At 42.2% G+C, this 26,023-nt stretch carries 21 protein-coding genes; 14 read left to right on the top strand and 7 right to left on the bottom strand.

All coding sequences use genetic code 11. The features are described 5' to 3' along the window. Positions 1-1,541: LPXTG cell wall anchor domain-containing protein (locus tag O3601_RS02585; RefSeq protein ID WP_371470972.1), on the top strand; the 1,541-nt coding region annotated here is incomplete at its 5' end. Positions 1,542-1,654: 113 nt separating this feature from the next. On the opposite strand, the gene O3601_RS02590 is transcribed toward O3601_RS02585, so the two are convergent. After that, entirely contained in the window at positions 1,655-3,751 is a 2,097-nt protein-coding gene (locus O3601_RS02590; RefSeq protein ID WP_371470973.1) for a GH92 family glycosyl hydrolase, read from the bottom strand. A gap of 170 nt (positions 3,752-3,921) precedes the next feature. Between O3601_RS02590 and O3601_RS02595 the strand changes: the two genes are divergently transcribed. From O3601_RS02595 to O3601_RS02645, 11 genes are all read left to right on the top strand, one after another. Further along, positions 3,922-5,202 (top strand): glycoside hydrolase family 125 protein, encoded by a 1,281-nt coding sequence (locus O3601_RS02595; protein ID WP_371470975.1) that lies wholly within the window; start codon positions 3,922-3,924, stop codon positions 5,200-5,202. 211 nt (positions 5,203-5,413) lie between these two features. Further along, complete coding sequence (locus O3601_RS02600; protein WP_371470977.1) at positions 5,414-8,059, top strand: alpha-mannosidase; 2,646 nt, start codon at positions 5,414-5,416, stop codon at positions 8,057-8,059. Between the two features lie 83 nt (positions 8,060-8,142). Next, complete coding sequence (locus O3601_RS02605; protein WP_371470979.1) at positions 8,143-9,012, top strand: ROK family protein; 870 nt, start codon at positions 8,143-8,145, stop codon at positions 9,010-9,012. Continuing rightward, positions 9,006-10,886: a beta-N-acetylhexosaminidase gene (locus O3601_RS02610; protein ID WP_371470982.1), complete on the top strand. Its 1,881-nt coding sequence runs from the start codon at positions 9,006-9,008 to the stop codon at positions 10,884-10,886. Before O3601_RS02605 ends, O3601_RS02610 begins: the two co-directional genes overlap by 7 nt. A gap of 210 nt (positions 10,887-11,096) precedes the next feature. After that, positions 11,097-12,026 (top strand): sugar ABC transporter permease, encoded by a 930-nt coding sequence (locus O3601_RS02615; RefSeq protein ID WP_061088534.1) that lies wholly within the window; start codon positions 11,097-11,099, stop codon positions 12,024-12,026. A 13-nt stretch (positions 12,027-12,039) separates the two neighbouring features. Then, entirely contained in the window at positions 12,040-12,963 is a 924-nt protein-coding gene (locus tag O3601_RS02620) for a carbohydrate ABC transporter permease (protein ID WP_000818351.1), read from the top strand. 102 nt (positions 12,964-13,065) lie between these two features. Then, on the top strand, positions 13,066-14,550 hold the full coding sequence (locus tag O3601_RS02625; protein WP_371470985.1) for an ABC transporter substrate-binding protein: 1,485 nt from the start codon (positions 13,066-13,068) through the stop codon (positions 14,548-14,550). Between the two features lie 232 nt (positions 14,551-14,782). Then, positions 14,783-15,472 carry a lysostaphin resistance A-like protein gene (locus O3601_RS02630; protein WP_371470987.1) on the top strand — a complete coding sequence of 230 codons (690 nt, stop codon included), beginning with the start codon at positions 14,783-14,785 and terminating at the stop codon, positions 15,470-15,472. Positions 15,473-15,528: 56 nt separating this feature from the next. Continuing rightward, the gene (locus O3601_RS02635; RefSeq protein ID WP_371470990.1) at positions 15,529-15,825 is read left to right on the top strand and encodes a bacteriocin immunity protein; all 297 of its coding nucleotides are present in this window, start codon (positions 15,529-15,531) and stop codon (positions 15,823-15,825) included. Positions 15,826-15,956: 131 nt separating this feature from the next. Next, positions 15,957-16,943: a rhodanese-related sulfurtransferase gene (locus tag O3601_RS02640; protein WP_001030019.1), complete on the top strand. Its 987-nt coding sequence runs from the start codon at positions 15,957-15,959 to the stop codon at positions 16,941-16,943. Positions 16,944-17,064: 121 nt separating this feature from the next. After that, positions 17,065-17,925, top strand: coding sequence for a DUF4299 family protein (locus tag O3601_RS02645; protein ID WP_371470993.1), 861 nt, complete (start codon positions 17,065-17,067; stop codon positions 17,923-17,925). A 70-nt stretch (positions 17,926-17,995) separates the two neighbouring features. On the opposite strand, the gene O3601_RS02650 is transcribed toward O3601_RS02645, so the two are convergent. The 5 genes from O3601_RS02650 to O3601_RS02670 all read right to left on the bottom strand — a co-directional run bounded on the left by O3601_RS02650 (position 17,996) and on the right by O3601_RS02670 (position 22,206). Further along, on the bottom strand, positions 17,996-19,033 hold the full coding sequence (locus tag O3601_RS02650; protein WP_371470995.1) for a DUF6574 domain-containing protein: 1,038 nt from the start codon (positions 19,031-19,033) through the stop codon (positions 17,996-17,998). 57 nt (positions 19,034-19,090) lie between these two features. Further along, positions 19,091-20,002 carry a DUF4097 family beta strand repeat-containing protein gene (locus O3601_RS02655; protein WP_061088528.1) on the bottom strand — a complete coding sequence of 304 codons (912 nt, stop codon included), beginning with the start codon at positions 20,000-20,002 and terminating at the stop codon, positions 19,091-19,093. After that, positions 19,995-20,588 (bottom strand): DUF1700 domain-containing protein, encoded by a 594-nt coding sequence (locus O3601_RS02660; protein ID WP_061088527.1) that lies wholly within the window; start codon positions 20,586-20,588, stop codon positions 19,995-19,997. Before O3601_RS02660 ends, O3601_RS02655 begins: the two co-directional genes overlap by 8 nt. Next, the gene (locus O3601_RS02665; RefSeq protein ID WP_000273858.1) at positions 20,575-20,901 is read right to left on the bottom strand and encodes a PadR family transcriptional regulator; all 327 of its coding nucleotides are present in this window, start codon (positions 20,899-20,901) and stop codon (positions 20,575-20,577) included. The genes O3601_RS02660 and O3601_RS02665 overlap by 14 nt, the downstream gene beginning before the upstream one ends. Before the next feature lie 138 nt (positions 20,902-21,039). Then, on the bottom strand, positions 21,040-22,206 hold the full coding sequence (locus O3601_RS02670; RefSeq protein ID WP_153226219.1) for an MFS transporter: 1,167 nt from the start codon (positions 22,204-22,206) through the stop codon (positions 21,040-21,042). A gap of 154 nt (positions 22,207-22,360) precedes the next feature. On the opposite strand from O3601_RS02670, the gene O3601_RS02675 reads away from it, so the two are divergent. After that, the gene (locus tag O3601_RS02675; RefSeq protein ID WP_371470998.1) at positions 22,361-23,191 is read left to right on the top strand and encodes a glycosyltransferase; all 831 of its coding nucleotides are present in this window, start codon (positions 22,361-22,363) and stop codon (positions 23,189-23,191) included. 235 nt (positions 23,192-23,426) lie between these two features. Further along, positions 23,427-25,277: a nucleoside-diphosphate sugar epimerase/dehydratase gene (locus tag O3601_RS02680; RefSeq protein WP_261070775.1), complete on the top strand. Its 1,851-nt coding sequence runs from the start codon at positions 23,427-23,429 to the stop codon at positions 25,275-25,277. Positions 25,278-25,389: 112 nt separating this feature from the next. Here the strand turns inward: O3601_RS02680 and O3601_RS02685 are convergent, their stop codons facing one another. Then, positions 25,390-26,022, bottom strand: a complete 633-nt coding sequence (locus tag O3601_RS02685; protein ID WP_000200885.1) for an HAD family hydrolase — start codon at positions 26,020-26,022, stop codon at positions 25,390-25,392. Between the last annotated feature and the right edge of the window lies 1 nt (position 26,023).

A 26,023-nucleotide genomic window follows, 5' to 3' on the forward strand; every position in this document is an offset into this window, starting at 1 on the left:
CAGCAGATAAGACAGCAGTAAAAGATCCAGCTAACTTAACTCCAGAAGAGAAGAAAGCGATCGAAGATAAAGTTAAAGCTGTAAATCCAGATGCAACAGTAGTTGTAGATGATAAAGGAAATGCGACAGTTACAACTCCAGAAGGTAAGACAGCCGTAATTCCAGCAGCAGACTTGACGAAAAATCCAGAAGCTGCAACTAAACCAAATGCAGGAAATGCAGTAAACACACCAGCAGCTAAGGTAGAAGTTAAAGATCCAGCCAACTTAACAGATGAAGAAAAAGCAAAAGTTAAGAAAGCAATTGAGGCAGTCAACCCAGGATCTAAAGTTGTAGTAGACGATAAAGGAAACGCAACAGTCACAACCCCAGAAGGAAATACAGCCGTAATTCCAGCAGCAGACGTAACTAAGTCAGCAGCAGATGCAGATAAAGCAAATGCAGGAAATGCAGTAAACACACCAGCATCTAAGGTAGAAGTTAAAAATCCAGCTAACTTAACTCCAGAAGAGAAGAAAGCGATCGAAGATAAAGTTAAAGCTGTAAACCCAGATGCAACAGTAGTTGTAGACGATAAAGGAAACGCAACAGTCACAACCCCAGAAGGTAAAACAGCAACAATTCCAGCAACAGACTTAACTAAGTCAGCAGCAGATGCAGGTAAAGCAAATGCAGGAAATGGTGCAAACACACCAGCAACTAAGACAGTAGTTAAGGATCCAGCTAACTTAACAGATGAAGAAAAAGCAAAAGTTAAGAAAGCAGTAGAGGATGTAAATCCAGGATCAACTGTAGTAGTAAATGATAAAGGTGATGTAATCGTTACTAAAGGTGATGGAACAGTATTAGTAATCCCAGAACTTGACTTAGTAATTCCAGAAGATAAATTAACTGATCCAACTCAACAAAATGGTGTAAACACACCAGCAACTAGAGTGTTAGTTGGAGATAAAGCTAAATTAACAGCTGATGAAATTGAAAAAGTTAAAGAATCAATTAAAGCAGTCAACCCAGGATCAACTGTAGTAGTAGACGAAAACGGAAATGCGACAGTAACAACACCAGAAGGTAAGACAGCAACAATTCCAGCAGCTCAATTAGTTAAAGATGCTAAAGATGTTGCAGCTAAGAACAATGGTGAAAACATCAACGTTGACTTCGAAAAAGAAACAGTAGCAGACTTCAATAACTTAACAGATGCAGAAAAAGAAGCTGCAAAAGCTAAGATTAAAGGAGCAAATGCTGATGTAGTAGAAGTTATCTTCGACAAAGCAGGAAACGCAACTGTAATTACTAAAGATGGTAAAGTTTACACAATCGTAGCTAAAGATATCTTTAAACAACGTCCTTCTGCAGACAATGGAAGTTCAGCTAATGCTGGTCAAACAGCATCAGCACAAGCAAATGAGCGTAAAGCAGCTAAAGAGTTGCCAAATACAGGTACAGCAGATTCTACTGTAGCTATGGTAGCAGCAGCCGCAAGTGCATTACTTGGTCTTGGTCTTGCAGGCCGTCGTCGTAAAGAAGACGAAGAAGCTTAATTGGTAGATTGTTTGATAAACATCAGATGATAAATCCGATTTTCAAAGCTTAAATAAGTACCTCTCATAAGAAAATCTCCTAGCAGGAAAGTCTGCTAGGAGATTTTTGCATTTCAGGAAGTGGACGGATGACTTGGCAACCAGCTAAGTGTAAAGGTTAGTTGGTCAGCTTTTAGGAGGTCTTGGTGTTGAATAGTTGATACTAGAGTTGTGTCCAGTCGGCATTCTTTGACAAAGTTGAAGTGGCTGTGGTTTTGCTCAGTATGAATATCTAGCCATTTATTTTCTTTAGCAAGGTAGATACGGAGGTGGTCAAAGAGAGGAATTCCGAGATCATAGCTGGGCTTGCCTGGACAGATTGGATAGAATCCGAGAGCTGACCAGATGTACCAGGCTGAGAGACTGCCATTGTCTTCATCGCCAGGATAGGCTTCCCAGCTTGGATGAAAGGCTTTCTGACGGAGAGTCTTGATGAGAAGGGCAGTGTAGTTAGGGTAGTTGCTGTAACGGAATAGATAAGGAATGTGGAAGCTCGGCTGGTTGGAAATGGCTATTTGTCCAAAAGGAGCAGTAGCCATCTCGCTCATTTCGTGAATTTCGTAACCATAGCCTGTTGTCTCAAAGAGAGGAGCATCTTGACAGGTTTTCAAAAGATAGTTGCTAAAGGCTTCTTTTCCACCCATAAGTTGGATTAAGCCTGGGATGTCGTGGAGGACGCCTAAAGTTGCTTGGATGGCAGAGCATTCGGCATAATCACGTCCCCAACTATAAGGAGAGAAGTCAGGGCGGAAGTTGCCTTGACTATCACGCGCTCGCATGTAACCTGTCTCAGCATCAAATAGATGGCGGTAATTTTGAGATGCGGCCTTGTAGGTTTCAGCGATTTCTATTTTTCTTAGTTTTTTGGCACAGCTGGCGATACAAAAGTCGCTATAGGCATAGTCAAGAGTGTGACTGACACTTTCGTGGTGGTCGGTAGAGAGATAACCTAATTCTTGGTATTGGGATAGTCCGTGACGACCATTGATGCCGAGAGGGTCGGACTTGGTGGCTGTCTCCAGCATGGCTTGGAGGAGTTCTTTCTCTAAATCGGGAGCCATGTCCTTGCAGGCGCTATCTGCGATAATGCCATCTAGCAGAGTACCGGGCATCATGCCACGTTCATCTGGGGCTAGCCATTTTGGGAGAAAACCAGTATCGCGGTAGCTATTGAGGAAACCTTCTAAAAAGCGGTGATAGTGTTCCGGTATGATAAGGGCAAAGAGGGGGAAGGTGGTGCGAAAGGTATCCCAGAAACCATTGTTGCTGAAGAGGATACCGGGTTTGACAGTTCCAGTAGCCAGATCCATGTGGATGGCTTGTCCTGATTCATCAATCTCATAAAAAGTTTGAGGAAAGAGGAAGAGTCTGTAGAGACAGTGATCAAAGAAGGTTCGGTCAGCTTCTCCTGTCTCTATAATGTCAAAACGATGGAGGAGATTTTCCCAGTCCGCTTGTGCATTTGCTTTACAGCTATTAAAATCTTCTTGAGGTAGATTAAGCAGTGCTTGAGAAGGAGAGATGAAAGAAGTCCCTAGCTGAATTTCAGCATGACTATCTGCTAAGTCAATTCGCCAGTCTCCACCTTCTTGGCTGATAGCAAGGATATCCGTATTCATTTTCAGGGATGTGAACAGTATCAGTGGATTTTTGTTGGTTTCAGTTTTTCCTTCTTGTCGTAGGGCAAGAGTTCGCTTATCTACTTGCTCCACGGTCAGTTCATCTGCTGCGTGAAGATAGAGGGAGAGGGTTTTGCCTTGCTTTTGCTCCAAACGAATAGAAGCACCGTAGCAAGTCGGTGTGAGCTGGGTTTCAATCTGATAGCGCAGGGAGAAAATTTTTAGATAATGGGGTTGGAAAGAGGCCTTGTCTATATCATAAGAAGACTGACGATGGAAGAGGCTGTCTCCACCTAGTTGGCCTGTGACAGGTGTTAGAAGGAGCCAAGAGTAGTCTCCAATCCAAGGGCTGGGCTGGTGGGTTAATCGAATCCCCTGAAAGATAGGCAGATGCGGATCAAAAAACCAAGATCCCTCTTGGTCACTGGTCTGGGGCACAAAGTAATTCATCCCAAAAGGAACGTCTGTGTATGGCAGGGTATTTCCCCGAGAAAAGGCATGCTTGCTGGCAGTTCCAAAGCGGGTATCGATGGTTTCAAGTAGTGGTTTCATAGTCTTTCCTTTGGCTGTTTTTCTACATTATATCAGAAAAAGATAGCCTTTAGAAAAGGAGTTTTAAAGATAACTATTTTGTAGAAAAATGACTATCATTTGTGTATGTATTTTCTGTCTCAAAAGCTATATACTGAAAATGAAACTTGTTTGAAAGAGGATACTGCACGATGATTTATTCGAAAGAAATTGTTAGAGAGTGGCTAGATGAAGTAGCGGAGCGGGCTAAGGACCATCCAGAGTGGGTGGATGTCTTTGAACGTTGCTACACTGACACTTTGGACAATACGGTTGAAATTCTCGAAGACGGTTCAACTTTTGTCTTGACTGGGGATATTCCTGCTATGTGGCTTCGGGATTCGACAGCCCAACTCAGACCCTACCTGCATGTGGCTAAAAGGGATGCCCTCTTGCGTCAGACCATCTCAGGTTTGGTCAAACGTCAGATGACCTTGATACTCAAGGATCCTTATGCCAATTCCTTCAACATCGAGGAAAACTGGAAGGGGCACCACGAGACAGACCATACCGACCTGAATGGCTGGATTTGGGAACGCAAGTATGAGGTGGATTCGCTTTGCTATCCTTTGCAGTTGGCTTATCTCCTCTGGAAAGAGACTGGCGAGACTAGCCAGTTTGATGAGACTTTTGTCGCAGCGACTAAGGAAATTCTCCATCTTTGGACAGTGGAACAAGACCACAAGAACTCTCCTTATCGTTTTGTTCGTGATACCGATCGTAAGGAAGACACCTTGGTAAATGATGGCTTTGGACCTGATTTTGCAGTGACAGGCATGACCTGGTCAGCTTTTCGTCCAAGCGATGACTGCTGTCAGTATAGTTACTTGATACCATCAAATATGTTTGCTGTAGTAGTCTTGGGGTATGTGCAAGAGATCTTCGCAGCATTAAACCTAGCTGATAGCGAGAGTGTTATTGCTGATGCCAATCGTCTCCAGACTGAGATTCAAGAAGGAATCGACAACTACGCTTACACCACCAACAGCAAGGGCGAAAAGATTTATGCCTTTGAAGTGGATGGTTTGGGAAATGCTAGCATCATGGATGATCCAAACGTACCAAGTCTGCTGGCTGCGCCTTATCTGGGCTACTGTTCAGTCGATGATGAAGTTTATCAAGCCACTCGTCGTACCATTCTGAGCCCGGAAAATCCCTACTTCTACCAAGGAGAATACGCTAGCGGTCTCGGAAGTTCTCATACCTTCTATCGCTATATCTGGCCAATCGCTCTGTCTATCCAAGGTTTGACAACAAGAGATAAGGCAGAGAAAAAATTCTTGCTGGATCAGCTGGTTGCTTGCGATGGTGGTACAGGTGTTATGCATGAAAGCTTCCACGTAGATGATCCGACCCTCTACTCTCGTGAATGGTTCTCTTGGGCCAACATGATGTTCTGTGAATTGGTCTTGGATTACTTGGATATCCGTTAAGGAACACGCTTTATACTCTTCGAAAATCTCTTCAAACTATGTCAGCTTTATCTACAACCTAAAAGCTGTGCTTTGAGCAGCCTGCGGCTAGCTTCCTAGTTTGCTCTTTGATTTTTATTGAGTATTAGCGCAACCGATTCTTGTCAGAATCACACCTTTACATTTAAAACGTTAACAATAAAAATTTAAATTTAGAATGAGGTTTTACTTCATGGAAAATGTTGTCGTACATATTATCTCACATAGTCACTGGGATCGTGAGTGGTATTTACCTTTTGAAAGCCACCGTATGCAGTTGGTGGAATTATTTGACAATCTTTTTGATCTCTTTGAAAATGACCCTGAGTTCAAGAGTTTCCACTTGGATGGACAAACTATTGTCCTTGACGACTACTTGCAAATTCGCCCTGAAAATCGCGACAAAGTCCAACGATACATCGACGAAGGAAAACTTAAAATTGGTCCTTTTTACATCTTGCAAGATGACTACTTGATTTCAAGTGAAGCCAATATCCGCAATACCTTGATTGGTCAGCAGGAAGCTGCAAAGTGGGGCAAATCTACTCAGATTGGCTACTTCCCAGATACCTTTGGGAACATGGGACAAGCGCCTCAAATCCTACAGAAATCAGGCATTCACGTGGCAGCCTTTGGGCGTGGTGTGAAGCCGATTGGATTTGACAACCAAGTTCTCGAAGATGAGCAGTTTACTTCCCAGTTTTCAGAAATGTACTGGCAGGGTGCGGACGGAAGTCGTGTTCTCGGTATCCTCTTTGCCAACTGGTATAGTAATGGGAATGAAATTCCAGTGGATAAAGACGAGGCCTTGACCTTCTGGAAACAAAAACTGGCAGACGTTCGTGACTATGCTTCGACCAACCAATGGTTGATGATGAACGGCTGTGATCACCAGCCTGTACAGAAAAATCTGAGCGAAGCCATTCGTGTGGCAAATGAACTCTTCCCAGATGTAACCTTTGTTCATAGTTCTTTTGATGAATATGTTCAAGCTGTGGAAGGTGCGCTTCCAGAGCAGTTATCAACGGTTACAGGCGAGTTGACAAGTCAGGAAACAGATGGCTGGTACACACTTGCCAACACTTCTTCATCCCGCATTTATCTCAAACAAGCCTTCCAAGAAAATAGCAACCTCCTAGAGCAAGTTGTAGAACCCTTGACTATTATCACTGGTGGGCATAACCACAAGGACCAGTTGACCTATGCTTGGAAAACTCTTTTGCAAAATGCGCCGCATGATAGTATCTGTGGCTGTAGCGTGGACGAAGTTCACCGCGAGATGGAAACTCGTTTTGCCAAGGTCAACCAAGTAGGAAACTTTGTCAAGACTAACCTTCTTAACGAGTGGAAGGGCAAAATCGCTACAGCTAAGGCTCAAAGTGATTATCTCTTTACTGTCATTAACACAGGATTGCATGATAAGGTTGATACTGTCAGCACAGTGATTGATGTGGCGACTTGTGATTTTAAGGAATTGCACCCAACAGAAGGCTACAAGAAGATGGCTGCTCTTACCTTGCCAAGCTACCGTGTGGAGGACTTGGATGGGCGTCCTGTAGGAGCTAAAATCGAGGATATTGGGGCTAATTTTGAGTATGATTTACCAAAAGACAAGTTCCGCCAAGCTCGTATTGCTCGACAAGTGCGTGTGACCATTCCAGTTCACCTAGCGCCGCTTTCTTGGACAACCTTCCAATTGCTGGAAGGAGAACAAGAACACCGCGACGGTATTTACCAAAACGGAGTGATTGATACGCCATTTGTAACGGTGAGTGTGGATGACAACATCACAGTCTATGACAAGACAACTCACGAAGCCTATGAAGATTTTATCCGTTTTGAGGACCGTGGTGACATCGGAAACGAGTATATCTATTTCCAACCAAAAGGAACAGAGCCTATCTATGCAGAGCTTAAGGGCTACGAGGTCTTGGAAAACACAGCTCGATATGCTAAGATTTTGCTCAAACATGAGTTGACCGTGCCTGTCAGTGCGGACGAAAAGCTAGAAGAAGAACAAAAAGGTATCATCGAGTTTATGAAGCGTGAAGCTGGACGTTCAGAAGAGTTGACAAGCATTCCTCTGGAAACTGAGATGACTGTTTTCGTTGATAATCCACAAATCCGTTGCAAGACTCGCTTTACTAACACTGCCAAAGACCACCGTATCCGTCTCTTGGTCAAGACTCATAACACGCGTCCAAGCAATGATTCTGAAAGCATCTATGAGGTGGTGACACGACCAAACAAACCAGCTGCTTCATGGGAAAATCCTGAAAATCCTCAACACCAACAAGCCTTTGTTAGCCTTTATGATGATGAAAAAGGTGTGACTGTATCCAATAAGGGATTGAACGAATACGAAATTTTAGGAGATGATACTATTGCAGTGACTATTCTGCGTGCATCAGGTGAGTTGGGTGACTGGGGCTACTTCCCAACACCAGAAGCCCAATGCTTGCGTGAGTTTGAAGTCGAGTTTGCGCTTGAGTGCCACCAAGCCCAAGAACGCTTCTCAGCTTTCCGTCGTGCTAAAGCCTTGCAGACACCATTTACCAGTATTCAGGTTGCTAGACAAGAAGGAAGCGTGGCTGCGACTGGTAGCTTCTTGAGCCATTCGGTTCTCAGCATACCGCAAATCTGTCCAACAGCCTTTAAGGTAGCTGAAAATGAAGAAGGCTATGTGCTTCGTTACTACAATATGTGTAGTGAAAATGTACGTGTACCAGAAAGTCAACATCTCTTCCTTGACCTACTTGAACGACCATACCCAGTTCATAGAGGCCTCATTTCACCACAAGAGATTCGTACAGAATTCATCAAAAAAGAAGAAATTTAATTTCAAAAAGTAAACATAAAAAGAAAGGAGGGGCGAAAAAGTAAGGACTAACTGCTGATTCGCCCCTTTTTATGGTAAAAACAATGACCATTGCAACGATTGATATCGGAGGGACTGGTATTAAGTTTGCTAGTCTGACTCCTGATGGAAAAATACTAGATAAGACAAGTATCCCAACACCAGAAAATTTGGAGGATTTACTAGTTTGGTTAGATCAACGCTTGTCAGAGCAGGATTATAGCGGGATTGCTATGAGCGTTCCAGGTGCGGTCAATCAAGAGACAGGTGTGATTGATGGCTTCAGTGCTGTGCCCTACATCCATGGCTTTTCTTGGTATAAGGCACTTAGCTCTTATCAGCTACCTGTTCATCTAGAAAATGATGCCAACTGCGTTGGACTTAGTGAACTGCTAGCTCATCCAGAACTTGAAAATGCAGCCTGTGTCGTGATTGGGACAGGGATTGGCGGAGCCATGATTATCAATGGTAGACTTCATCGAGGTCGCCACGGCCTGGGTGGAGAATTTGGCTACATGACCACCCTTGCCCCTGCTGAAAAGCTCAACAACTGGTCGCAACTAGCGTCAACTGGGAATATGGTTCGCTACGTGATTGAAAAATCTGGTCAGACTGACTGGGACGGTCGCAAGATTTACCAAGAGGCTGCAGCAGGAAATACCCTTTGCAAAGAAGCTATTGAGCGCATGAACCGCAATCTGGCTCAAGGTTTACTCAATATTCAGTATCTGATTGATCCAGATGTTATTAGTCTGGGAGGCTCTATCAGTCAAAATCCAGATTTTATCCAAGGTGTCAAGGAAGCTGTTGAAGACTTTGTTGATACCTACGAAGAATACACGGTCGCACCAGTTATCCAATCCTGCACCTATCATGCAGATGCCAATCTCTACGGTGCCCTTGTCAACTGGCTACAGGAGGAAAATCAATGGTGAGATTTACAGGACTTAGTACCAAACAAGCGCAAGCTATTGAAGTATTAAAAACTCACATTTCTCTGCCAGATGTAGAGGTAGCAGTCGCTCAGTCTGACCAAGTCTCTATCTCTATTAAGGGTGAGGGTAGTCACTATCAATTGACCTACCGCAAATCCCACCAACTCTACCGTGCCTTATCCTTGTTGGCAACAGCTCTAGCAGAAGGTGACAAGGTGGAGATTGAAGAACAAGCAGCTTACGAAGATCTAGCCTACATGGCAGACTGTTCCCGAAATGCGGTGCTGAATGTGGCTTCTGCCAAGCAGATGATTGAGCTCTTGGCTCTCATGGGCTACTCAACCTTTGAGCTTTACATGGAAGACACTTACCAGATTGAAGGGCAGCCTTACTTTGGCTATTTCCGCGGGGCTTATTCAGCAGAGGAGTTGCAGGAAATCGAAACCTATGCCCAGCAGTTTGACATGACCTTTGTGCCATGTATCCAGACTTTGGCCCACTTGTCAGCCTTTGTTAAATGGGGTGTCAAAGAAGTCCAGCAACTCCGTGATGTGGAGGATATTCTTCTTATCGGCGAAGAAAAAGTTTATAACCTGATTGATGGCATGTTTGCTACTCTGTCTAAACTGCAAACTCGCAAGGTCAATATTGGGATGGATGAAGCCCACTTGGTTGGCTTGGGACGCTACCTGATCCTGAACGGTGTTGTGGATCGTAGTCTCCTCATGTGCCAACACTTGGAGCGCGTGCTAGATATTGCTGACAAATATGGTTTCCACTGCCAGATGTGGAGCGATATGTTCTTTAAACTTATGTCAGCAGATGGCCAGTACGACCGTGATGTGGAAATTCCAGAAGAAACTCGTGTCTACCTAGATCGTCTCAAAGACCGAGTGACTTTGGTTTACTGGGACTATTATCAGGACAGTGAGGAAAAATACAACCGTAACTTCCGCAATCACCACAAGATTAGCCAAGATATCGCCTTTGCAGGCGGGGCTTGGAAGTGGATTGGTTTTACGCCCAACAACCATTTCAGCCGTCTTATTGCTATAGAGGCCAATAAAGCCTGTCGTTCTAATCAGATTAAAGAAGTCATCGTAACTGGTTGGGGGGACAATGGTGGTGAGACCGCTCAGTTTTCTATCCTACCAAGCTTGCAAATCTGGGCAGAACTAAGCTACCGCAATGACCTAGACCGTTTGTCTACTCACTTCAAGACCAATACAGGTTTATCGGTTGAAGATTTTATGCAGATTGACCTGGCTAATCTCTTGCCAGACCTACCAGGTAATCTCAGCGGGATCAATCCTAACCGCTATGTCTTTTATCAGGATGTTCTCTGTCCGATCCTTGACCGACACATGACACCTGAACAGGACAAACCGCACTTCGCTCAGGCTGCTGAGACGCTTGCTGACATTAAAGAAAAAGCTGGCAACTATGCCTACCTCTTTGAAACGCAGGCCCAGTTGAATGCTATTTTAAGTAGCAAAGTCGATGTGGGACGGCGCATTCGTCAAGCCTATCAAGCAGATGATAAAGAAAGTCTGCAAGAAATCGCAAGACAAGAATTACCAGAACTCAGAAGCCAAATTGAAGACTTCCATGCCCTCTTTAGCCATCAATGGTTGAAGGAAAACAAGGTCTTTGGTTTGGATACAGTCGATATCCGCATGGGCGGACTCTTGCAACGCATTAAGCGAGCAGAAAGCCGTATCGAAGCTTATCTGGCTGGTCAGCTGGACCGCATCGATGAGTTAGAAGTGGAAATTCTGCCATTTACTGACTTCTACGCAGACAAGGACTTCGCAGCCACAACAGCCAACCAGTGGCATACCATTGCGACAGCTTCAACCATCTACACGACATAAGGAACAAGAACACCGTGCTATTACTCAGAGTGTTTCTCGTGAAACATCCCTTTCTTCAAAAGTACTCCACATAAAATAATTTGTGGAGTTTTTTCTATAATTAGTAGTTTAACCTAACCTACAAATAGGAGTATACTAATAATGTAATCGTTATCAAAATTCTAAAAAGGAATTTTTAGATGGGTATCAAAATAAAAAAGGGAGGAAATTATGAATAAGTTTTCAAAAACCTTGAGAGATAACTGGATTTTTCTCTTGATGGTTTTGCCAGGGGCACTCTGGTTGATTCTATTCTTCTACATTCCAGTATTTGGGAACGTGGTTGCCTTTAAAGATTACCACATGACCAGTAATGGTTTCATAGATAGTATCATGAATAGTAAATGGGTCGGACTCGATAATTTCAGATTCTTATTTAGTTCAAAAGACGCCTTTATTATCACACGAAATACTGTCCTCTACAATCTAGGCTTTATCTTTATTGGTTTGATTGTATCTGTAGGGATTGCGATTATCCTCAGTGAACTCCGCTCTAAGAGAATGGTTAAGATCTTCCAAACTTCTATGTTGTTCCCTTACTTCTTGTCTTGGGTTATCATCAGTTTCTTTACAGATGCCTTCCTAAACATTGATAAAGGGGTGTTCAACCATTTCCTAGAATCTATCGGAATGAAGGAAATCAATTTCTACGCTGACTTGGGCATCTGGCCATATCTCCTACTTTTCCTAGGTATTTGGAAAGGTTTTGGATATAGCAGTGTCATGTACTATGCGACAATCATGGGAATTGATCCAACCTACTACGAAGCAGCGACAGTAGACGGAGCCAGCAAATGGCAACGAATTCGCAATGTAACCATTCCGCAGTTGACACCGTTGGTAACTGTATTGACCATACTGGCAGTCGGAAATATTTTCCGTGCAGACTTTGGTCTTTTTTACCAAATCCCCCACAATGCTGGTCAGCTTTATAACGTAACCAACGTCTTGGACGTATATGTTTATAATGGTTTGACCCAGACAGCGGATATCGGGATGGCTTCAGCGGCAGGTCTCTACCAATCAGTAGTCGGTTTGCTTTTGGTTATCCTATCAAACTTACTTGCAAGACGAGTTGATTCAAACTCAGCCTTGTTCTAGAAAGGAGGAGAATATGGCAGAAAAGAAAATTAAAAAAGAAAAAATTGATAATGTCGGCATTCACTCCTTCAGTAAGAAAGCAGATATCTTCTTCAGTACCATTTCTGGTTTGATCGCCCTCTCTTGTATCCTACCCTTCGTATTCGTTATTGTTATTTCGGTGACAGATGAAAAGAGTATCCTTCAAAATGGATATAGCTTCTTCCCATCCCAATTTGGATTAGACGGTTTTGAGTTCTTGGCACAGTTTAAGGATAAAATCCTCCAAGCCCTCTTCATCTCAGTCTTTGTAACAGTGGTGGGGACTATCACAAACGTTTTTATCACAACAACTTATGCTTACGCCATTTCACGGACAACCTTTAAGTATCGCAGATTCTTTACGATCTTTGCCCTTCTTAGTATGTTGTTCAATGCTGGTTTGGTACCAGGCTATATCGTGGTCACTCGTTTGCTTCAACTTGGTGATACAGTTTGGGCCTTGATTGTTCCAATGCTCCTCTCACCATTTAACATCATCTTGATGCGTTCCTTCTTTAAGAAGACCATTCCAGAAGCTATTCTAGAATCTGCTCGTATCGATGGTGCCAGTGAAGCCCGGATCTTCTTCCAAATCTGTTTACCATTGTCACTACCAGGTATCGCAACCATCACGCTCTTGACAGCTCTTGGTTTCTGGAATGACTGGTTCAACGCCCTTCTTTATATCAAGAGTGATAACTTGTATCCATTGCAATATTTGCTCATGCAAATCCAACAAAATATGGACTACATCGCCAAAGCAGTCGGCCTATCTGGTCAATTGGGAGTTGCTCTACCGAAAGAAACAGGACGTATGGCCATGGTTGTGGTCGCAACCCTTCCAATCGCGATTTTGTATCCATTCTTCCAACGCTACTTTGTAAAAGGTTTGACTATCGGTGGTGTGAAAGAATAGTGCTTATTGAGAAAAACATTTCTCGTTTCCAAACTTCCCTTGCGTGAAGTTAAGATCATTACATTGTTTATAAGTTTAAAAATAAAAAAAGGAGTTTTTGTCATGAAAAACTGGAAAAAATATGCTTTTGCATCTGCTAGTGTAGTCGCTTTGGCTGCTGGTCTCGCTGCTTGTGGAAACCTTTCAGGTAACAACAAGAAAGCTGCTGATTCGGCTTCAGGTGAAAAACCTGTTATCAAAATGTACCAAATCGGTGACAAACCAGATAACTTGGATGAATTGCTAGAAAATGCTAACAAAATCATTGGAGAAAAAGTTGGTGCTAAGTTGGATATCCAATATCTTGGATGGGGTGACTATGATAAGAAAATGTCAGTTATCACATCATCTGGTGAAAACTACGATATCGCCTTTGCATCTAACTATGTTGTAAATGCTCAAAAAGGTGCCTATGCTGACTTGACTGACTTGTATAAGAAAGAAGGGGCAGAGCTTTACAAAGCACTTGACCCAGCATACATCAAAGGTAACAGCATTAACGGTAAAATTTACGCAGTTCCAGTTGCAGCCAACGTTGCATCATCTCAAAACTTCGCCTTCAACGGAACTCTTCTTGCTAAATACGGTATCGATATTTCAGGTGTCACTTCATATGAAACACTTGAGCCAGTCTTGAAACAAATCAAAGAAAAAGCTCCAGATGTAGTACCATTTGCGGTTACTAAGAACTTCATCCCATCTGATAACTTTGACTACCCAGTTCCAAATGGACTTCCATTCGTTATTGACCTTGAAGGTGACACTACTAAGATCGTAAACCGTTACGAAGTGCCTCGCTTTAAAGAACACTTGAAGACTCTTCACAAATTCTATGAAGCTGGATACATTCCAAAAGACGTAGCAACAAGCGATACTTCATTTGATCTTCAACAAGATACTTGGTTCGTTCGTGAAGAAACAGTAGGACCAGCTGACTACGGTAACAGCTTGCTTTCACGTGTTGCGAACAAAGATATCCAAATCAAACCAATCACTAACTTCATCAAGAAAAACCAAACAACACAAGTTGCTAACTTTGTCATCTCAAACAACTCTAAGAACAAAGAAAAATCAATGGAAGTGTTGAACCTCTTGAACACTAACCCAGAACTTTTGAACGGTCTTGTTTACGGTCCAGAAGGCAAGAACTGGGAAAAACTTGCAGGTAAAGAAACCCGTGTTAAAGTCCTTGATGGCTACAAAGGAAACACTCACATGGGTGGATGGAACACTGGTAACAACTGGATTCTTTACATCAATGAAAACGTTACAGATCAACAAATTGAAGATTCTAAGAAACAATTGGCTGAAGCTAAAGAATCTCCAGCGCTTGGATTCATCTTTAACACTGACAATGTGAAATCTGAAATCTCAGCTATCTCTAACACAATGCAACAATTCTATACAGCTATCAACACTGGTACTGTAGACCCAGATAAAGCTATTCCAGAATTGATGGAAAAATTGAAATCTGAAGGTGCCTACGATAAAGTATTGAACGAAATGCAAAAACAATACGATGAATTCTTGAAAAACAAAAAATCATAAGATCAATTGATTTCGTGTATTCATTCCTAATTCCTAAAAATTAAATCACTGTTTTCCTCAGGCTTATCTGGGGGAGGCAGTGATTTTTTGAAACGAAAGCATAGATATCCGTGTTTTCTTATCACTATTTAACCATTCAGGAAATCTCAAGTACCATTTAGGATTTGGAGTAAGGATTTAGGAAAATATAGCTTATATTAGAGACGTTCCGAGTTTACAAAGGAGGGATCACATGAAAAAGTATCAACTTCTCTTCAAAACAAGTGCAGTTTTCTCTTATTTATTTTTCGTATTTGGTCTTTCTCAGTTGACGCTTATCGTCCAAAATTATTGGCAATTTTCTTCTCAGATAGGAAATTTTTTCTGGATTCGAAATATCTTGAGTGTGCTATTTAGCGGAGTCATGATTTGGATTCTGGTTAAGACAGGTCATGGTTATCTCTTTCACATTCCAAGAAAAAAATGGCTTTGGTATTCGATTTTGACAATACTAGTGGTAGTGCTCCAGATCTCTTTTAACGTTCAGACAGCTAAACATGTTCAGTCAACTGCTGAAGGTTGGGCTGTATTGATCGGTTATAGTGGGACCAACTTTGCTGAGCTAGGTATCTATATAACTTTGTTCTTTCTGACTCCACTTATAGAAGAGCTAATCTATAGAGGATTACTGCAACACGCCTTTTTTAAGCATTCGCGATTTGGCCTTGATTTGCTTCTTCCGTCAATTTTATTTGCTCTTCCTCATTTTTCAAGCCTGCCTAGTTTGTTAGATATCTTCATCTTTGCAACATCTGGCGTCATCTTTGCTAGTTTGACCCGCTATACCAAGAGCATTTATCCTTCCTATGCGGTGCATGTGATTAATAATATTTTCGCTACATTACCATTTTTGCTGACTTTTTTACACAGGGTATTTGGGTGAAATATTGGTACGAGAGTTAGGAATGATAGCTTTTCAATTTAAGGAGGAAAATAAGAATGACACCATTAAAATGGTTTGCCGGAGGCAGTGAAAGGCGTTGTGAAGCCATGACTATCATAGATCACCTACTAGAAGACATAAAGGATACGCCTCAGCTGACTCCCTTGAAAAATCAGTTAGTGAGTTATAAAAGACGATTAGAGGACGATGGGACCTCTATTCCGTTTATATTGAGTCAAATGAATGTTGACATCTCACGTATGTTAATTGACAATAAGCTGATTCTGTCAGAAAGTCAAGCTGAGCAAATCAAAAAATTGAGAGAATTATCTGCTATTCGCTATGGCTACTGACGAAATGCAGGGATAAATTCCTTTCTACAATTTCCAGTCAAATAAATTGCATTCGTTTTCTCAAGCAGGTATACTAGTATAGTTAGATGAAAAATTCTGAAAATTTAAGAATAGAAAAGAGAACAAATCTTATGGCAAAAGATATTCGTGTCTTACTTTACTACCTTTATACTCCAATTGAAAATGCAGAGCAATTTGCTGCAGATCACTTGGCTTTCTGTAAATCAATCGGCCTTAAGGGGCGTATCCTAGTCGCTGACGAGGGAATTAACGGAACAGTTTCAGGTGACTACGAAACAACTCAAAAATACATGGACTACGTTCACAGCCTCCCAGGCATGGAAGACCTCTGGTTCAAGATTGACGAAGAAAGTGAACAAGCCTTCAAGAAGATGTTCGTTCGCTACAAGAAAGAAATTGTTCACCTTGGTTTGGAAGACAACGACTTTGACAACGACATCAACCCACTTGAAACAACAGGTGCCTACTTGTCTCCAAAAGAGTTCAAAGAAGCCCTTCTTGACGAAGATACCGTTGTCCTTGACACACGTAACGATTATGAGTACGACCTAGGACACTTCCGTGGGGCTATCCGCCCAGATATCCGCAACTTCCGTGAGTTGCCACAATGGGTTCGTGATAACAAAGAAAAATTCATGGACAAGCGTGTCGTGGTTTACTGTACAGGTGGGGTTCGCTGTGAGAAATTCTCAGGTTGGATGGTCCGTGAAGGCTACAAAGATGTCGGCCAATTGCACGGAGGAATTGCAACTTACGGTAAAGACCCAGAAGTCCAAGGTGAACTTTGGGATGGGAAAATGTACGTCTTTGACGAGCGTATTGCCGTAGATGTTAACCATGTCAACCCAACTATCGTAGGGAAAGACTGGTTTGATGGAACACCATGTGAACGTTATGTCAACTGTGGAAATCCATTCTGTAACCGTCGTATCTTGACATCAGAAGAAAATGAAGACAAGTACCTTCGTGGATGCTCACACGAGTGCCGTGTTCACCCGCGTAACCGCTATGTTTTAGAAAATGAATTGACACAAGCAGAAGTTGTCGAGCGCCTAGCCGCTATTGGTGAAATCTTGGATCAAGCAGTTACTGTATAATATCAAACAGTCCTCAGGGGCTGTTTTTCTATGCTTTTTACTCAAAAATCTAAAGTTTGTTTCTGTATCTTTCAGAAAAATAGGGTATACTATATGTAAACGATTTCAAAGGAGCCCAGTTATGACGAAAACATTTTTTATTCCAAATAAACAGAGCATTTTAGGAGAACAGGAAATTTTGACTGCCAAGTCTACCTTGGCCTTGCTAGACGGTTTGGAGTCACATAGCTATGATGCCGTCTATCTCCGTCAGCCTCTTAATCGTCTCGAGTATGTCGAGTGTGCGATAGTGGGACAATCACAATTTCTTTTTAAGGTCAGTTATGCTGATGGTCAAAAAGCTTACCGTATTGATCTTCCTGACCTACTAACGAAGACAGACTGGCAGATTATCAAATCATTTTTAGATGCTCTGCTTGCTTATACAGGAACTGAGATTGAAGGACTAGATGGTTTTGACTTTGAAGCTTATTTCCAAGCAAGTATTCAAGCCCATCTGACAGACACTGCAGCCCGTTTTACGATTTGCCAAGGAATTTTTAATCCTGTTTTCTTTAGTCATGAGGATTTGAAAAGCTTTTTAGAGGAAGATGGCTTGGCTCAGTTTGAAGCGCGTGTGCGTGCGGTTCAAGAGACAGATGCCTACTTTGCAAGAGTTTCCTTCTATCAGGATGGAGAAGGCCAAGTGCACGGTGTTTATCATCTAGCTCAAGGCGTCAAGACTGTTTTACCGAGAGAACCATTTGTTCCTGCAGCCTATATTGAGCAATTGGTGGATAAGGAAGTGCAGTGGGAGATTGACTTGGTTCAAATCACAGGAGACGGCTCTAAACCAGAAGACTATGAAGCCATTGCCCGCTTGAACTATGCAAAATTCCTAGAGTCACTACCATCAGCATCTTACCACCAACTAGATGCCAATCAATTAGAAGTGCAACCCATCTTAGACAAAGATTTTAAAACATTAGCACAAGAAAAGTAAAGCAGAAGCAGGTCAATCGACTTGCTTTTTGATATATAAAAAATCCTGCCATGAAAGACAGGATTGAAGTTTAAAGAAAGGCCAAGATACGGAGATAATCCCCAATCAGCGCCACTTCAGCTACAAAGAAGAGGAGGATGATAACTCCGTTCACAAGGACAGACAAGAATAACTGATAGAAGGAGTCGGTTTCACTTGCTTGACTAGGTCTTGTAATGATATGGAGGCTAGCAAGTAGAATGATTCCAATGCTAATCACACACAAGAGGGCTGTAAATCGTAGGCTGTCAAAGAAGGCAAAGAAACTAGCAATAGCAGTGAGGAAGATTGGAATTGCCAAGAGTTGACTATATTGTTGGAGAACCTTTTCTAGCGTCCAGTCTTTTTCTTGGTGGATAAATCGTCTCACAACGAAACTACCCAAGAGGAATGAAAAGAAGAAGAGTGTTGTTGCTACTAGGATAGAGATAATCGAAAAGAGATTTAATGAAGCAAATTGTTCAGGGAAGTGATTATGCATAGTTGCTATATGTCCATAGTAAGCATGTTTGATGTGGTAGATACTAAAGAAAAAGGAAGACGCAGAAAACAGAATGAGCAAGAGAATGGCTGTATAACTGTGTGTACTACTTGTTTCAAGCTTGCTTGTAGGAGATTTGATTGCTTCCGCTAGCCAAGACCAAAAATCAAGCGCTTGCTCTTTCCATCTATCCGTAGATTTTGGAGCTTGGTCGGGGATATAAGGACTTTCTAAGGATTGACTGATAAGAAGTGGCTCTTTCGTGGTTGTTTTTTTCTGAGGAAGTGCTTCTTGGTTCTCTTCAGCTATAGTGACTTTTTCTGTTTCTTTAGAAAGGTCTTGCTTTTCTTCTATTTCTGTTTTCGCTTCACTGTCTTCAGGTGTTTCAACTTTCTCTTCTTGCTGGTTTTCAAGTTTGACTTCAGCTTGAGAGACTTCCTCCTCTACTTGAGTATTTTTTTCAATTGGTGTATCGGGATCGGCTATCGTTTCGTCAGCCTTGTCTGCAAGATCTTGGGGTTGTTCTTCAGGCTTGTTCTTGCTTGTTGTTTTTACAAAATCATTACTTTCAAACCATTCTTGTTTCATGGTAGAACCTCCTTTTTAGTGGGTTATGTGTCATAGTGGTCGATATAAATAGGTTTATTAAGGTCTGTTAGCTGTAGTTTCAAGACTAATATAATCATCAGCCTTAGCGATGAGTTGACCTTTTGCATCAGTTTTTTCAGTTTTGTAAGGGTTGCTTAATTCGTTGGGGTGGCGTTGACTCTCATCTCTCGATAACTGATAAATAGGACCATGGTGACTCGAGAGGTCTAAGTTAATTTCTTGGCTTTCTTTTTGAGTTAGCATGATACTCAGCGCATTTTTAGAAGATAGTTCTACTTTACCATATACTTTAATATTTTCAGCGTGGAAGTGATTCTCTGTTGACTCTAGCTGACTATCTGTAAGGTCTGTATCAAAGATATTAATGATATTGGGTGTCGTGAATTTGCTGTTTTTGATACGACTTCCTTCAATTCGGAGGATATAGCTGTTTGTATTGAGGGTCGCATTTTCAAGAGTGGCATTAGTGATACTGGTTTGACCGCGATTGGTTGAGACGTTGATTCCTTTTAGACTTCTTCCTTTTGGAACTTGTAGAATAACTTCTTCAAAACGACGAGAGTAGCTACTTGCGATATGGAGAATACCGCCAATTCCAGAAGAGAGAAATGGAGTTTCAGAAAGTTTCTTATCAGTGAGGCTCAGAGTTTTGTCGTTTTGATTTGTGATAAGATCATGGTGAGCAGAAAGAGATGGATGGTAAGAAATGTGGATTTGATCATCGAAAGAGTCTGTGATGGTCAGAGCGTGCTGGTGGAGAGTGATCTCTAAATTTTCGACTTCCTTGCCAAAGGTCAACTCTTCCATCCGACTATCATAGACAGGCTCCTTGGACATAGCAAGTAGGCTCTTGATCCCGTCAGATTGGATACCTACAAAGAGCAGGATAAATCCGACAACGGTAGTCACCACACCAAAAATGAGAAATCCTCTTGTCAATTTACGCATGCTGGTCACCTCTCTTTCCTTTTTTAAGAACAAATTGCACCAGGCGAACAATGAGTAGGCCGAAGAAGCGAGCTACATAGGAAATACCTAATAAAACCAGCGAAGAAGCACCGATAGCTAGTAAACCAGAACCAAAAATCAAGATAAAGGCTGATTTGGCTTGGGCTAAGATAGTAAAACTTTCAACTAAAAATAGGAATCCGCCAATGATACCAAGTATGGAAATCGCAAAGAAAGCCAGAATGACAGTCAAAGCTGCCACAAGGATTCCGAACAGGGCCACGAGGATGGCGATTCCCAGAGGAATACCGATGGGTGCTGCAAGGAGAGCTAACAAGGCGATATGCAAAATTTGTCGGTTATTTTTTTGAGCGGGTGCCTCATTGATTTTTTTATCGAGAAGATTAGATAGGACTTCGTGAGCTGCTTCCTTAGGAGTTCCCAAGCTAGCGATGAGTTCTTCTTCTCCTTCGACTCCAGCATCGTCAAAGAGTTCCCTGAAATAGTCCATGGCTTCAATTTGGTCAGCCTGAGGCAGTTTTTTGAGATAAAGTTCTAGCTGAGTCAGGTATTCAGTTCTTGTCATGGCGGATACTCCCTTCTATGATGCCATTGATGGTGTCTGTATAGAGTGCCCATTCATCTTTTAGGGTCACGAGCTGTTCTATACCACCATTTGTCAAGGAGTAGTATTTGCGCATGCGACCTTGGAACTCTCTAGAATAGGTTGTCAGAAAGCTATTGCCTTCCAATTTTTTTAGGATAGGATAGAGTGTAGATTCTTTGATATTAGCGATCAGCTTAATGGTTTGGCTAATCTCATAACCATAAGAATCATCCTGCTCCAGTACGGCCAAGATGAGAAATTCAATCAAGGCAGAAGATGTTGGAAAGTACATGGGGAACCTCCTTTTCTAATGTGTAAGATTTTTATATATAATTTTTCTACACATACATTGTACATCTAAAAGAAAGCCCTGTCAAGAGAAATGTGTAAAATTTTTATATATAAAAAACTTCTAGGAAAAACTAGAAGTTTAAAGGATTTTATCAGCTCTGTCCACTGTAAAGAGGGCTACAGTCATCAGGATATCGACGAGCAAGAGGGCAGCTACAGCTGGCACCCAAGAATGGAACAGGTCAAAACTGTAACCAAAGAGAGTCGGTCCAAAGGCTGCTAGGATATAGCCTCCTGTTTGAGATAGACCAGATAATTGGGCTGTCTTTTCAGGGGCGCTTGTCTTGAGTGAAAAGTTGACCATGAGATAAGGGAAGAGGGCACTGGTTGCGGTTCCGATGAGGAGATGGATAGCAAGCCAGTAAATGAAATTATTGATTGGGAAGAAGAGCATGGAAATGCCGACCACACCAGCTAGTGAAACCAGAGTGAGCATGAGCTGACGGTTGCGAGTAGATAAACTAGTTGTCAAGCTTGGGATGGTCATTGAAAAAGGAATGCTAATCAGAGAGAAGATAGAAGTCAGTAAGCCTGCTTCGTGACTGGATAGGCCTGCATGGATGGCCATGGTAGGTAACCAAGTCATAGCAGTGTAAAAGAGCAAGGATTGAAAACCTGCAAAGACAATAACTGCCCAGACCTGTTTATTACGCATGACCTTTGTTTGGCTTTTTTGTTTGGTTTGTGGAGCCAGTCTGTGATTATAGCGGTGATTTGGGAGCCAGACCCAAAAAGTTGCTAGACAGAGCAAAGTGAGGAGGATGATAAGTCCTTTCCAAGAACTGGCTTGTGTAATGGGCACAGCTAGATAGGAAGCCAGAGCTGTTGCAATCCCCATAGATGTTACATATAAGGTGGTCAGAAAACCAATTTTCTTTGGCTGATTGGCTTGGATAAGACTAGGAAGCAGAACGTTGATGACTGCGATACTTGCCCCAACCATCAAGGTTCCTAGATAGAGCAGGGGCAGATTGATTAGTCGAATGAGAGAACCGATAGTCAAGAAGAAGAGACTATAGGTGAAGAGATGCTCCAAGCCGATTTTCTGAGCCAGTCGGGTAGAAAATAGCGAGAAGAGGGTAAACATGAGGAGGGGAAGGCTGGTCAAGACACCCAGTGAACTAACTTCTACCCCCAGACCTTGCGAAATATCTCCCAAAATAATGGGTAAAACAGTAAAAGGAGTCCGCAAGGAAACACCAATCAGGATAATACCTGGAACAAAAAAGAGCGATTGCTTTTTCATAAAATACCTCTTCTAGCTGATTTTAATAACAGCTTATTTTAAGGTTTTTTCCTTATAATGTCAAGTAAGGTTTCTGGCTTTCAAGATAAAAATGGGAAAGTCTTGAAAATTATGATAAAATAGTGGAAGGAAATCTATACATTGGAGAAAAACTGTGTCTGAAAAGCAAAAAATCAGCGTATTGATGTCGGTCTATATCAAGGAAAATCCGACATTTTTAAAGGATGCTATTGAGAGTGTTCAAAATCAGACTCTGAAACCGAGCGAATTGGTTCTGGTTGAGGATGGGCCTTTGACACCTGAGCTCTATCAGGTATTAGACCAGCTTGAAGCTGAGTCTGATATTCCAGTGAAACGTTGCCCCTTAGAAGAAAATCAAGGTTTGGGTCTGGCTCTTCGACAGGGTGTTTTGCAGTGTCAGTATGATATTATTGCCCGTATGGATACGGATGATATAGCTGTTCCAGACCGTTTTGAGAAACAGGTTCAGCTAATGGAGAAGAACAAGCTCGACCTATTAGGTGGACATATTGCAGAGTTTATTGACAATCCTGATGAGATTGTTTCTTACCGTCATGTTCCAACCCAACATGCAGATATTGTAGCTTATCAAAGGATGAGAAGTGCCTTTAACCACATGACTGTCATGTTCAAGAAGGACATGGTTCTCAAGGCAGGCAACTATGAGGATGGCCTTTATATGGAGGATGACCTCCTCTGGCTCAATATGATTGCTGCAGGAGCCAAGACTGGAAATCTGGATCAAATCTTGTGTCAGGTTCGTGTCGGAGCAGGGATGTTTGAGCGTCGTGGGGGACTGCGTTATCTCAAACTTTATCGTCAAGCTCGTCAGCGCATGCTGAAGAGAGGGCAAATTTCTTATCTGGAATATGCCAAGAGTGTTGCGATTCAGATGGTTGTTGCCCTTTGTCCAGGATTTGTCCGACAGTTTATTTTTATGAAACTGTTACGAAAAAGCAAGTAAAAGATTGTAGCAAATCGTAAACTGGATAAAAAGTGTTATAATAACAATATAATGCTCTTCGAAAATCTCTTCAAACCGCGTCAACGTCGCCTTGCCGTATATATGTGACTGACTTCGTCAGTTTCATCTACAACCTCAAAACAGTGTTTTGAGCAGCTTGCGGCTAGTTTCCTAGTTTGCTCTTTGATTTTCATTGAGTATAATCATCGACTCTTTTAAGGAGGAATAAATTCTTATGAATAAAAAACTCACAGATTATGTCATTGATCTGGTGGAAATTTTAAATAAACAACAAAAACAAGTCTTCTGGGGCATATTTGATATTTTCAGTATGGTGGTTTCCATCATTGTATCTTATATCTTATTTTACGGACTAATTAACCCAGCACCTGTTGACTACATTATCTATACGAGTTTAGCCTTCCTGTTCTATCAATTGATGACTGGATTTTGGGGGTTGAACGCTAGTATCAGCCGTTACAGCAAGATTACGGACTTTATGAAAATCTTTTTTGGTGTGACTGCGAGCAGTGTTTTGTCTTATGGAATCTGCTATGCCTTCTTGCCCCTCTTTTCAATCCGTTTCATCATTCTCTTTATCTTGTTGAGTACCTTCTTGATTTTGTTGCCACGGATTACTTGGCAGTTAATCTACTCTAGACGCAAAAAAGGAAGTGGTGATGGGGAACACCGTCGAACCTTCTTGATTGGTGCTGGTGATGGCGGAGCCCTCTTTATGGATAGTTACCAACATCCAACCAGTGATTTGGAACTTGTTGGTATTTTGGATAAGGATGCGAAGAAAAAGGGACAAAAACTTGGTGGGATTCCTGTTTTGGGTTCATATGATGAATTGCCTGAATTAGCCAAACGCCATCAAATCGAGCGTGTTATCGTTGCGATTCCGTCGCTTGACCCGTCAGAATATGAGCGTATCTTGCAGATGTGTAATAAGCTGGGTGTCAAATGTTACAAGATGCCTAAGGTTGAAACCGTTGTTCAGGGACTTCACCAAGCAGGTACTGGCTTCCAAAAAATTGATATTACGGACCTTTTGGGCCGTCAGGAAATTCGTCTTGACGAATCGCGTTTGGGTACAGAACTGACAGATAAGACCATCTTAGTCACAGGGGCTGGTGGTTCAATTGGTTCTGAAATCTGTCGCCAAGTTAGCCGTTTCAATCCTGAACGCATCGTCTTGCTCGGTCACGGGGAAAATTCAATCTACCTTGTGTATCATGAATTGATTCGTAAGTTCCAAGGGATTGATTATGTGCCAGTGATTGCAGATATTCAAGACTATGATCGTCTATTGCAAGTCTTTGAGCAGTACAAGCCTGCTATTGTTTATCATGCGGCTGCCCACAAGCACGTTCCGATGATGGAGCGCAATCCAAAAGAAGCCTTCAAAAACAATATCCGTGGAACTTACAATGTTGCTAAGGCTGTTGATGAAGCCAAAGTACCTAAGATGGTTATGATTTCGACAGATAAGGCGGTTAATCCACCAAATGTTATGGGAGCAACCAAGCGCGTGGCTGAGTTGATTGTCACTGGCTTTAACCAACGTAGCCAATCAACCTACTGTGCAGTTCGTTTTGGGAATGTTCTTGGTAGCCGTGGTAGTGTCATTCCAGTCTTTGAACGCCAGATTGCTGAAGGCGGGCCTGTAACGGTCACAGACTTCCGCATGACTCGTTACTTTATGACCATTCCAGAAGCTAGCCGTTTGGTTATTCACGCTGGTGCTTATGCCAAGGATGGGGAAGTCTTTATCCTTGATATGGGCAAACCAGTCAAGATTTATGACTTGGCCAAGAAAATGGTCCTTCTAAGTGGACATACCGAAAGCGAAATTCCAATCGTTGAAGTTGGAATCCGCCCAGGTGAAAAACTCTACGAAGAACTCTTGGTGTCAACAGAACTGGTTGATAATCAGGTTATGGATAAGATTTTCGTTGGTAAGGTTAATGTCATGCCTCTAGAAGCCATCGATCAAAAGATTGAAGAGTTCCGCACTCTCAGTGGAGATGAGTTGAAGCAAGCCATTATCGCCTTTGCCAATCAAACCACCCACGTTGAATAAAAAAGAAAAGCGCATATTATCAAGTTGTTCATAAGAACCTTGGTAATATGCGTTTTGTTATGTAGAGACTTGCTCCATTTTCTTCTGAAATAGAGTCGTTACCCAGTCTATGTTATTGAAAATACTCTAAAACCTCTAAGGGGGTATGGGCGATATAATCAGGCTGATAGTTTAGTAGATCTGCTTGTTCTCCAAATCCCCAAGTGACGGCCAACTTCTGAATGCCTGTTTCTTGAGCTCCAAGCATATCAAACTTGGTATCTCCGATGATGATGGCTTGTTCTGGTGCTAGTTGATGTGTCTGCAAGGCTTGGCGAATGACATCTGCCTTATGGGGTGCTTCAGGGCTGGAACCATAAATGCCATCAAAGAAATGATAGATTCCCAAGTTCTTAGTCATGTCTTGAGCGGTTGGGGTGTTTTTTGTAGTGGTGATGTAGAGAGGGTAATTCTTAGATAGTTCTTGAAGCAATTCTACAATTTGAGGGAAAAGTTGAGCTTCATGGATGCCTTTTGACTTGTAGTAAGAACGGTATATCTGCACGGCTTCAGAAATTTGTTCTTTAGGCAGGCAGGTCGCAAAACTACTTTCGAGGGGCGGTCCCATAAAACCACGAATAGTTCTGGCATCAGGACTAGGCACCCCCAGTTCCTTAAAGGTATGGGTAAAGGCATTGTGAATCCCGATAGAACTGTCAACGAGGGTTCCATCCAGATCGAAAAAAATCGCTGTGATAGAGGTCATG

Origin of the sequence: Streptococcus sp. 20925_1_69, from assembly GCF_041432365.1 — a bacterium.
GTDB lineage: Bacteria > Bacillota > Bacilli > Lactobacillales > Streptococcaceae > Streptococcus.

Bases quoted from the DNA above. Each gene is read 5' to 3' on its own strand.
- O3601_RS02590 (WP_371470973.1), bottom strand. From the start codon at position 3,751: ATGAAACCACTACTTGAAACCATCGATACCCGCTTTGGAACTGCCAGC.
- O3601_RS02605 (WP_371470979.1), top strand. From the start codon at position 8,143: ATGACCATTGCAACGATTGATATCGGAGGGACTGGTATTAAGTTTGCT.
- O3601_RS02625 (WP_371470985.1), top strand. From the start codon at position 13,066: ATGAAAAACTGGAAAAAATATGCTTTTGCATCTGCTAGTGTAGTCGCT.
- O3601_RS02680 (WP_261070775.1), top strand. From the start codon at position 23,427: ATGAATAAAAAACTCACAGATTATGTCATTGATCTGGTGGAAATTTTA.
- O3601_RS02615 (WP_061088534.1), top strand. From the start codon at position 11,097: ATGAATAAGTTTTCAAAAACCTTGAGAGATAACTGGATTTTTCTCTTG.
- O3601_RS02620 (WP_000818351.1), top strand. From the start codon at position 12,040: ATGGCAGAAAAGAAAATTAAAAAAGAAAAAATTGATAATGTCGGCATT.
- O3601_RS02645 (WP_371470993.1), top strand. From the start codon at position 17,065: ATGACGAAAACATTTTTTATTCCAAATAAACAGAGCATTTTAGGAGAA.
- O3601_RS02595 (WP_371470975.1), top strand. From the start codon at position 3,922: ATGATTTATTCGAAAGAAATTGTTAGAGAGTGGCTAGATGAAGTAGCG.
- O3601_RS02660 (WP_061088527.1), bottom strand. From the start codon at position 20,588: ATGACAAGAACTGAATACCTGACTCAGCTAGAACTTTATCTCAAAAAA.
- O3601_RS02685 (WP_000200885.1), bottom strand. From the start codon at position 26,022: ATGACCTCTATCACAGCGATTTTTTTCGATCTGGATGGAACCCTCGTT.
- O3601_RS02650 (WP_371470995.1), bottom strand. From the start codon at position 19,033: ATGAAACAAGAATGGTTTGAAAGTAATGATTTTGTAAAAACAACAAGC.
- O3601_RS02670 (WP_153226219.1), bottom strand. From the start codon at position 22,206: ATGAAAAAGCAATCGCTCTTTTTTGTTCCAGGTATTATCCTGATTGGT.
- O3601_RS02630 (WP_371470987.1), top strand. From the start codon at position 14,783: ATGAAAAAGTATCAACTTCTCTTCAAAACAAGTGCAGTTTTCTCTTAT.
- O3601_RS02600 (WP_371470977.1), top strand. From the start codon at position 5,414: ATGGAAAATGTTGTCGTACATATTATCTCACATAGTCACTGGGATCGT.
- O3601_RS02655 (WP_061088528.1), bottom strand. From the start codon at position 20,002: ATGCGTAAATTGACAAGAGGATTTCTCATTTTTGGTGTGGTGACTACC.
- O3601_RS02610 (WP_371470982.1), top strand. From the start codon at position 9,006: ATGGTGAGATTTACAGGACTTAGTACCAAACAAGCGCAAGCTATTGAA.
- O3601_RS02640 (WP_001030019.1), top strand. From the start codon at position 15,957: ATGGCAAAAGATATTCGTGTCTTACTTTACTACCTTTATACTCCAATT.
- O3601_RS02665 (WP_000273858.1), bottom strand. From the start codon at position 20,901: ATGTACTTTCCAACATCTTCTGCCTTGATTGAATTTCTCATCTTGGCC.
- O3601_RS02635 (WP_371470990.1), top strand. From the start codon at position 15,529: ATGACACCATTAAAATGGTTTGCCGGAGGCAGTGAAAGGCGTTGTGAA.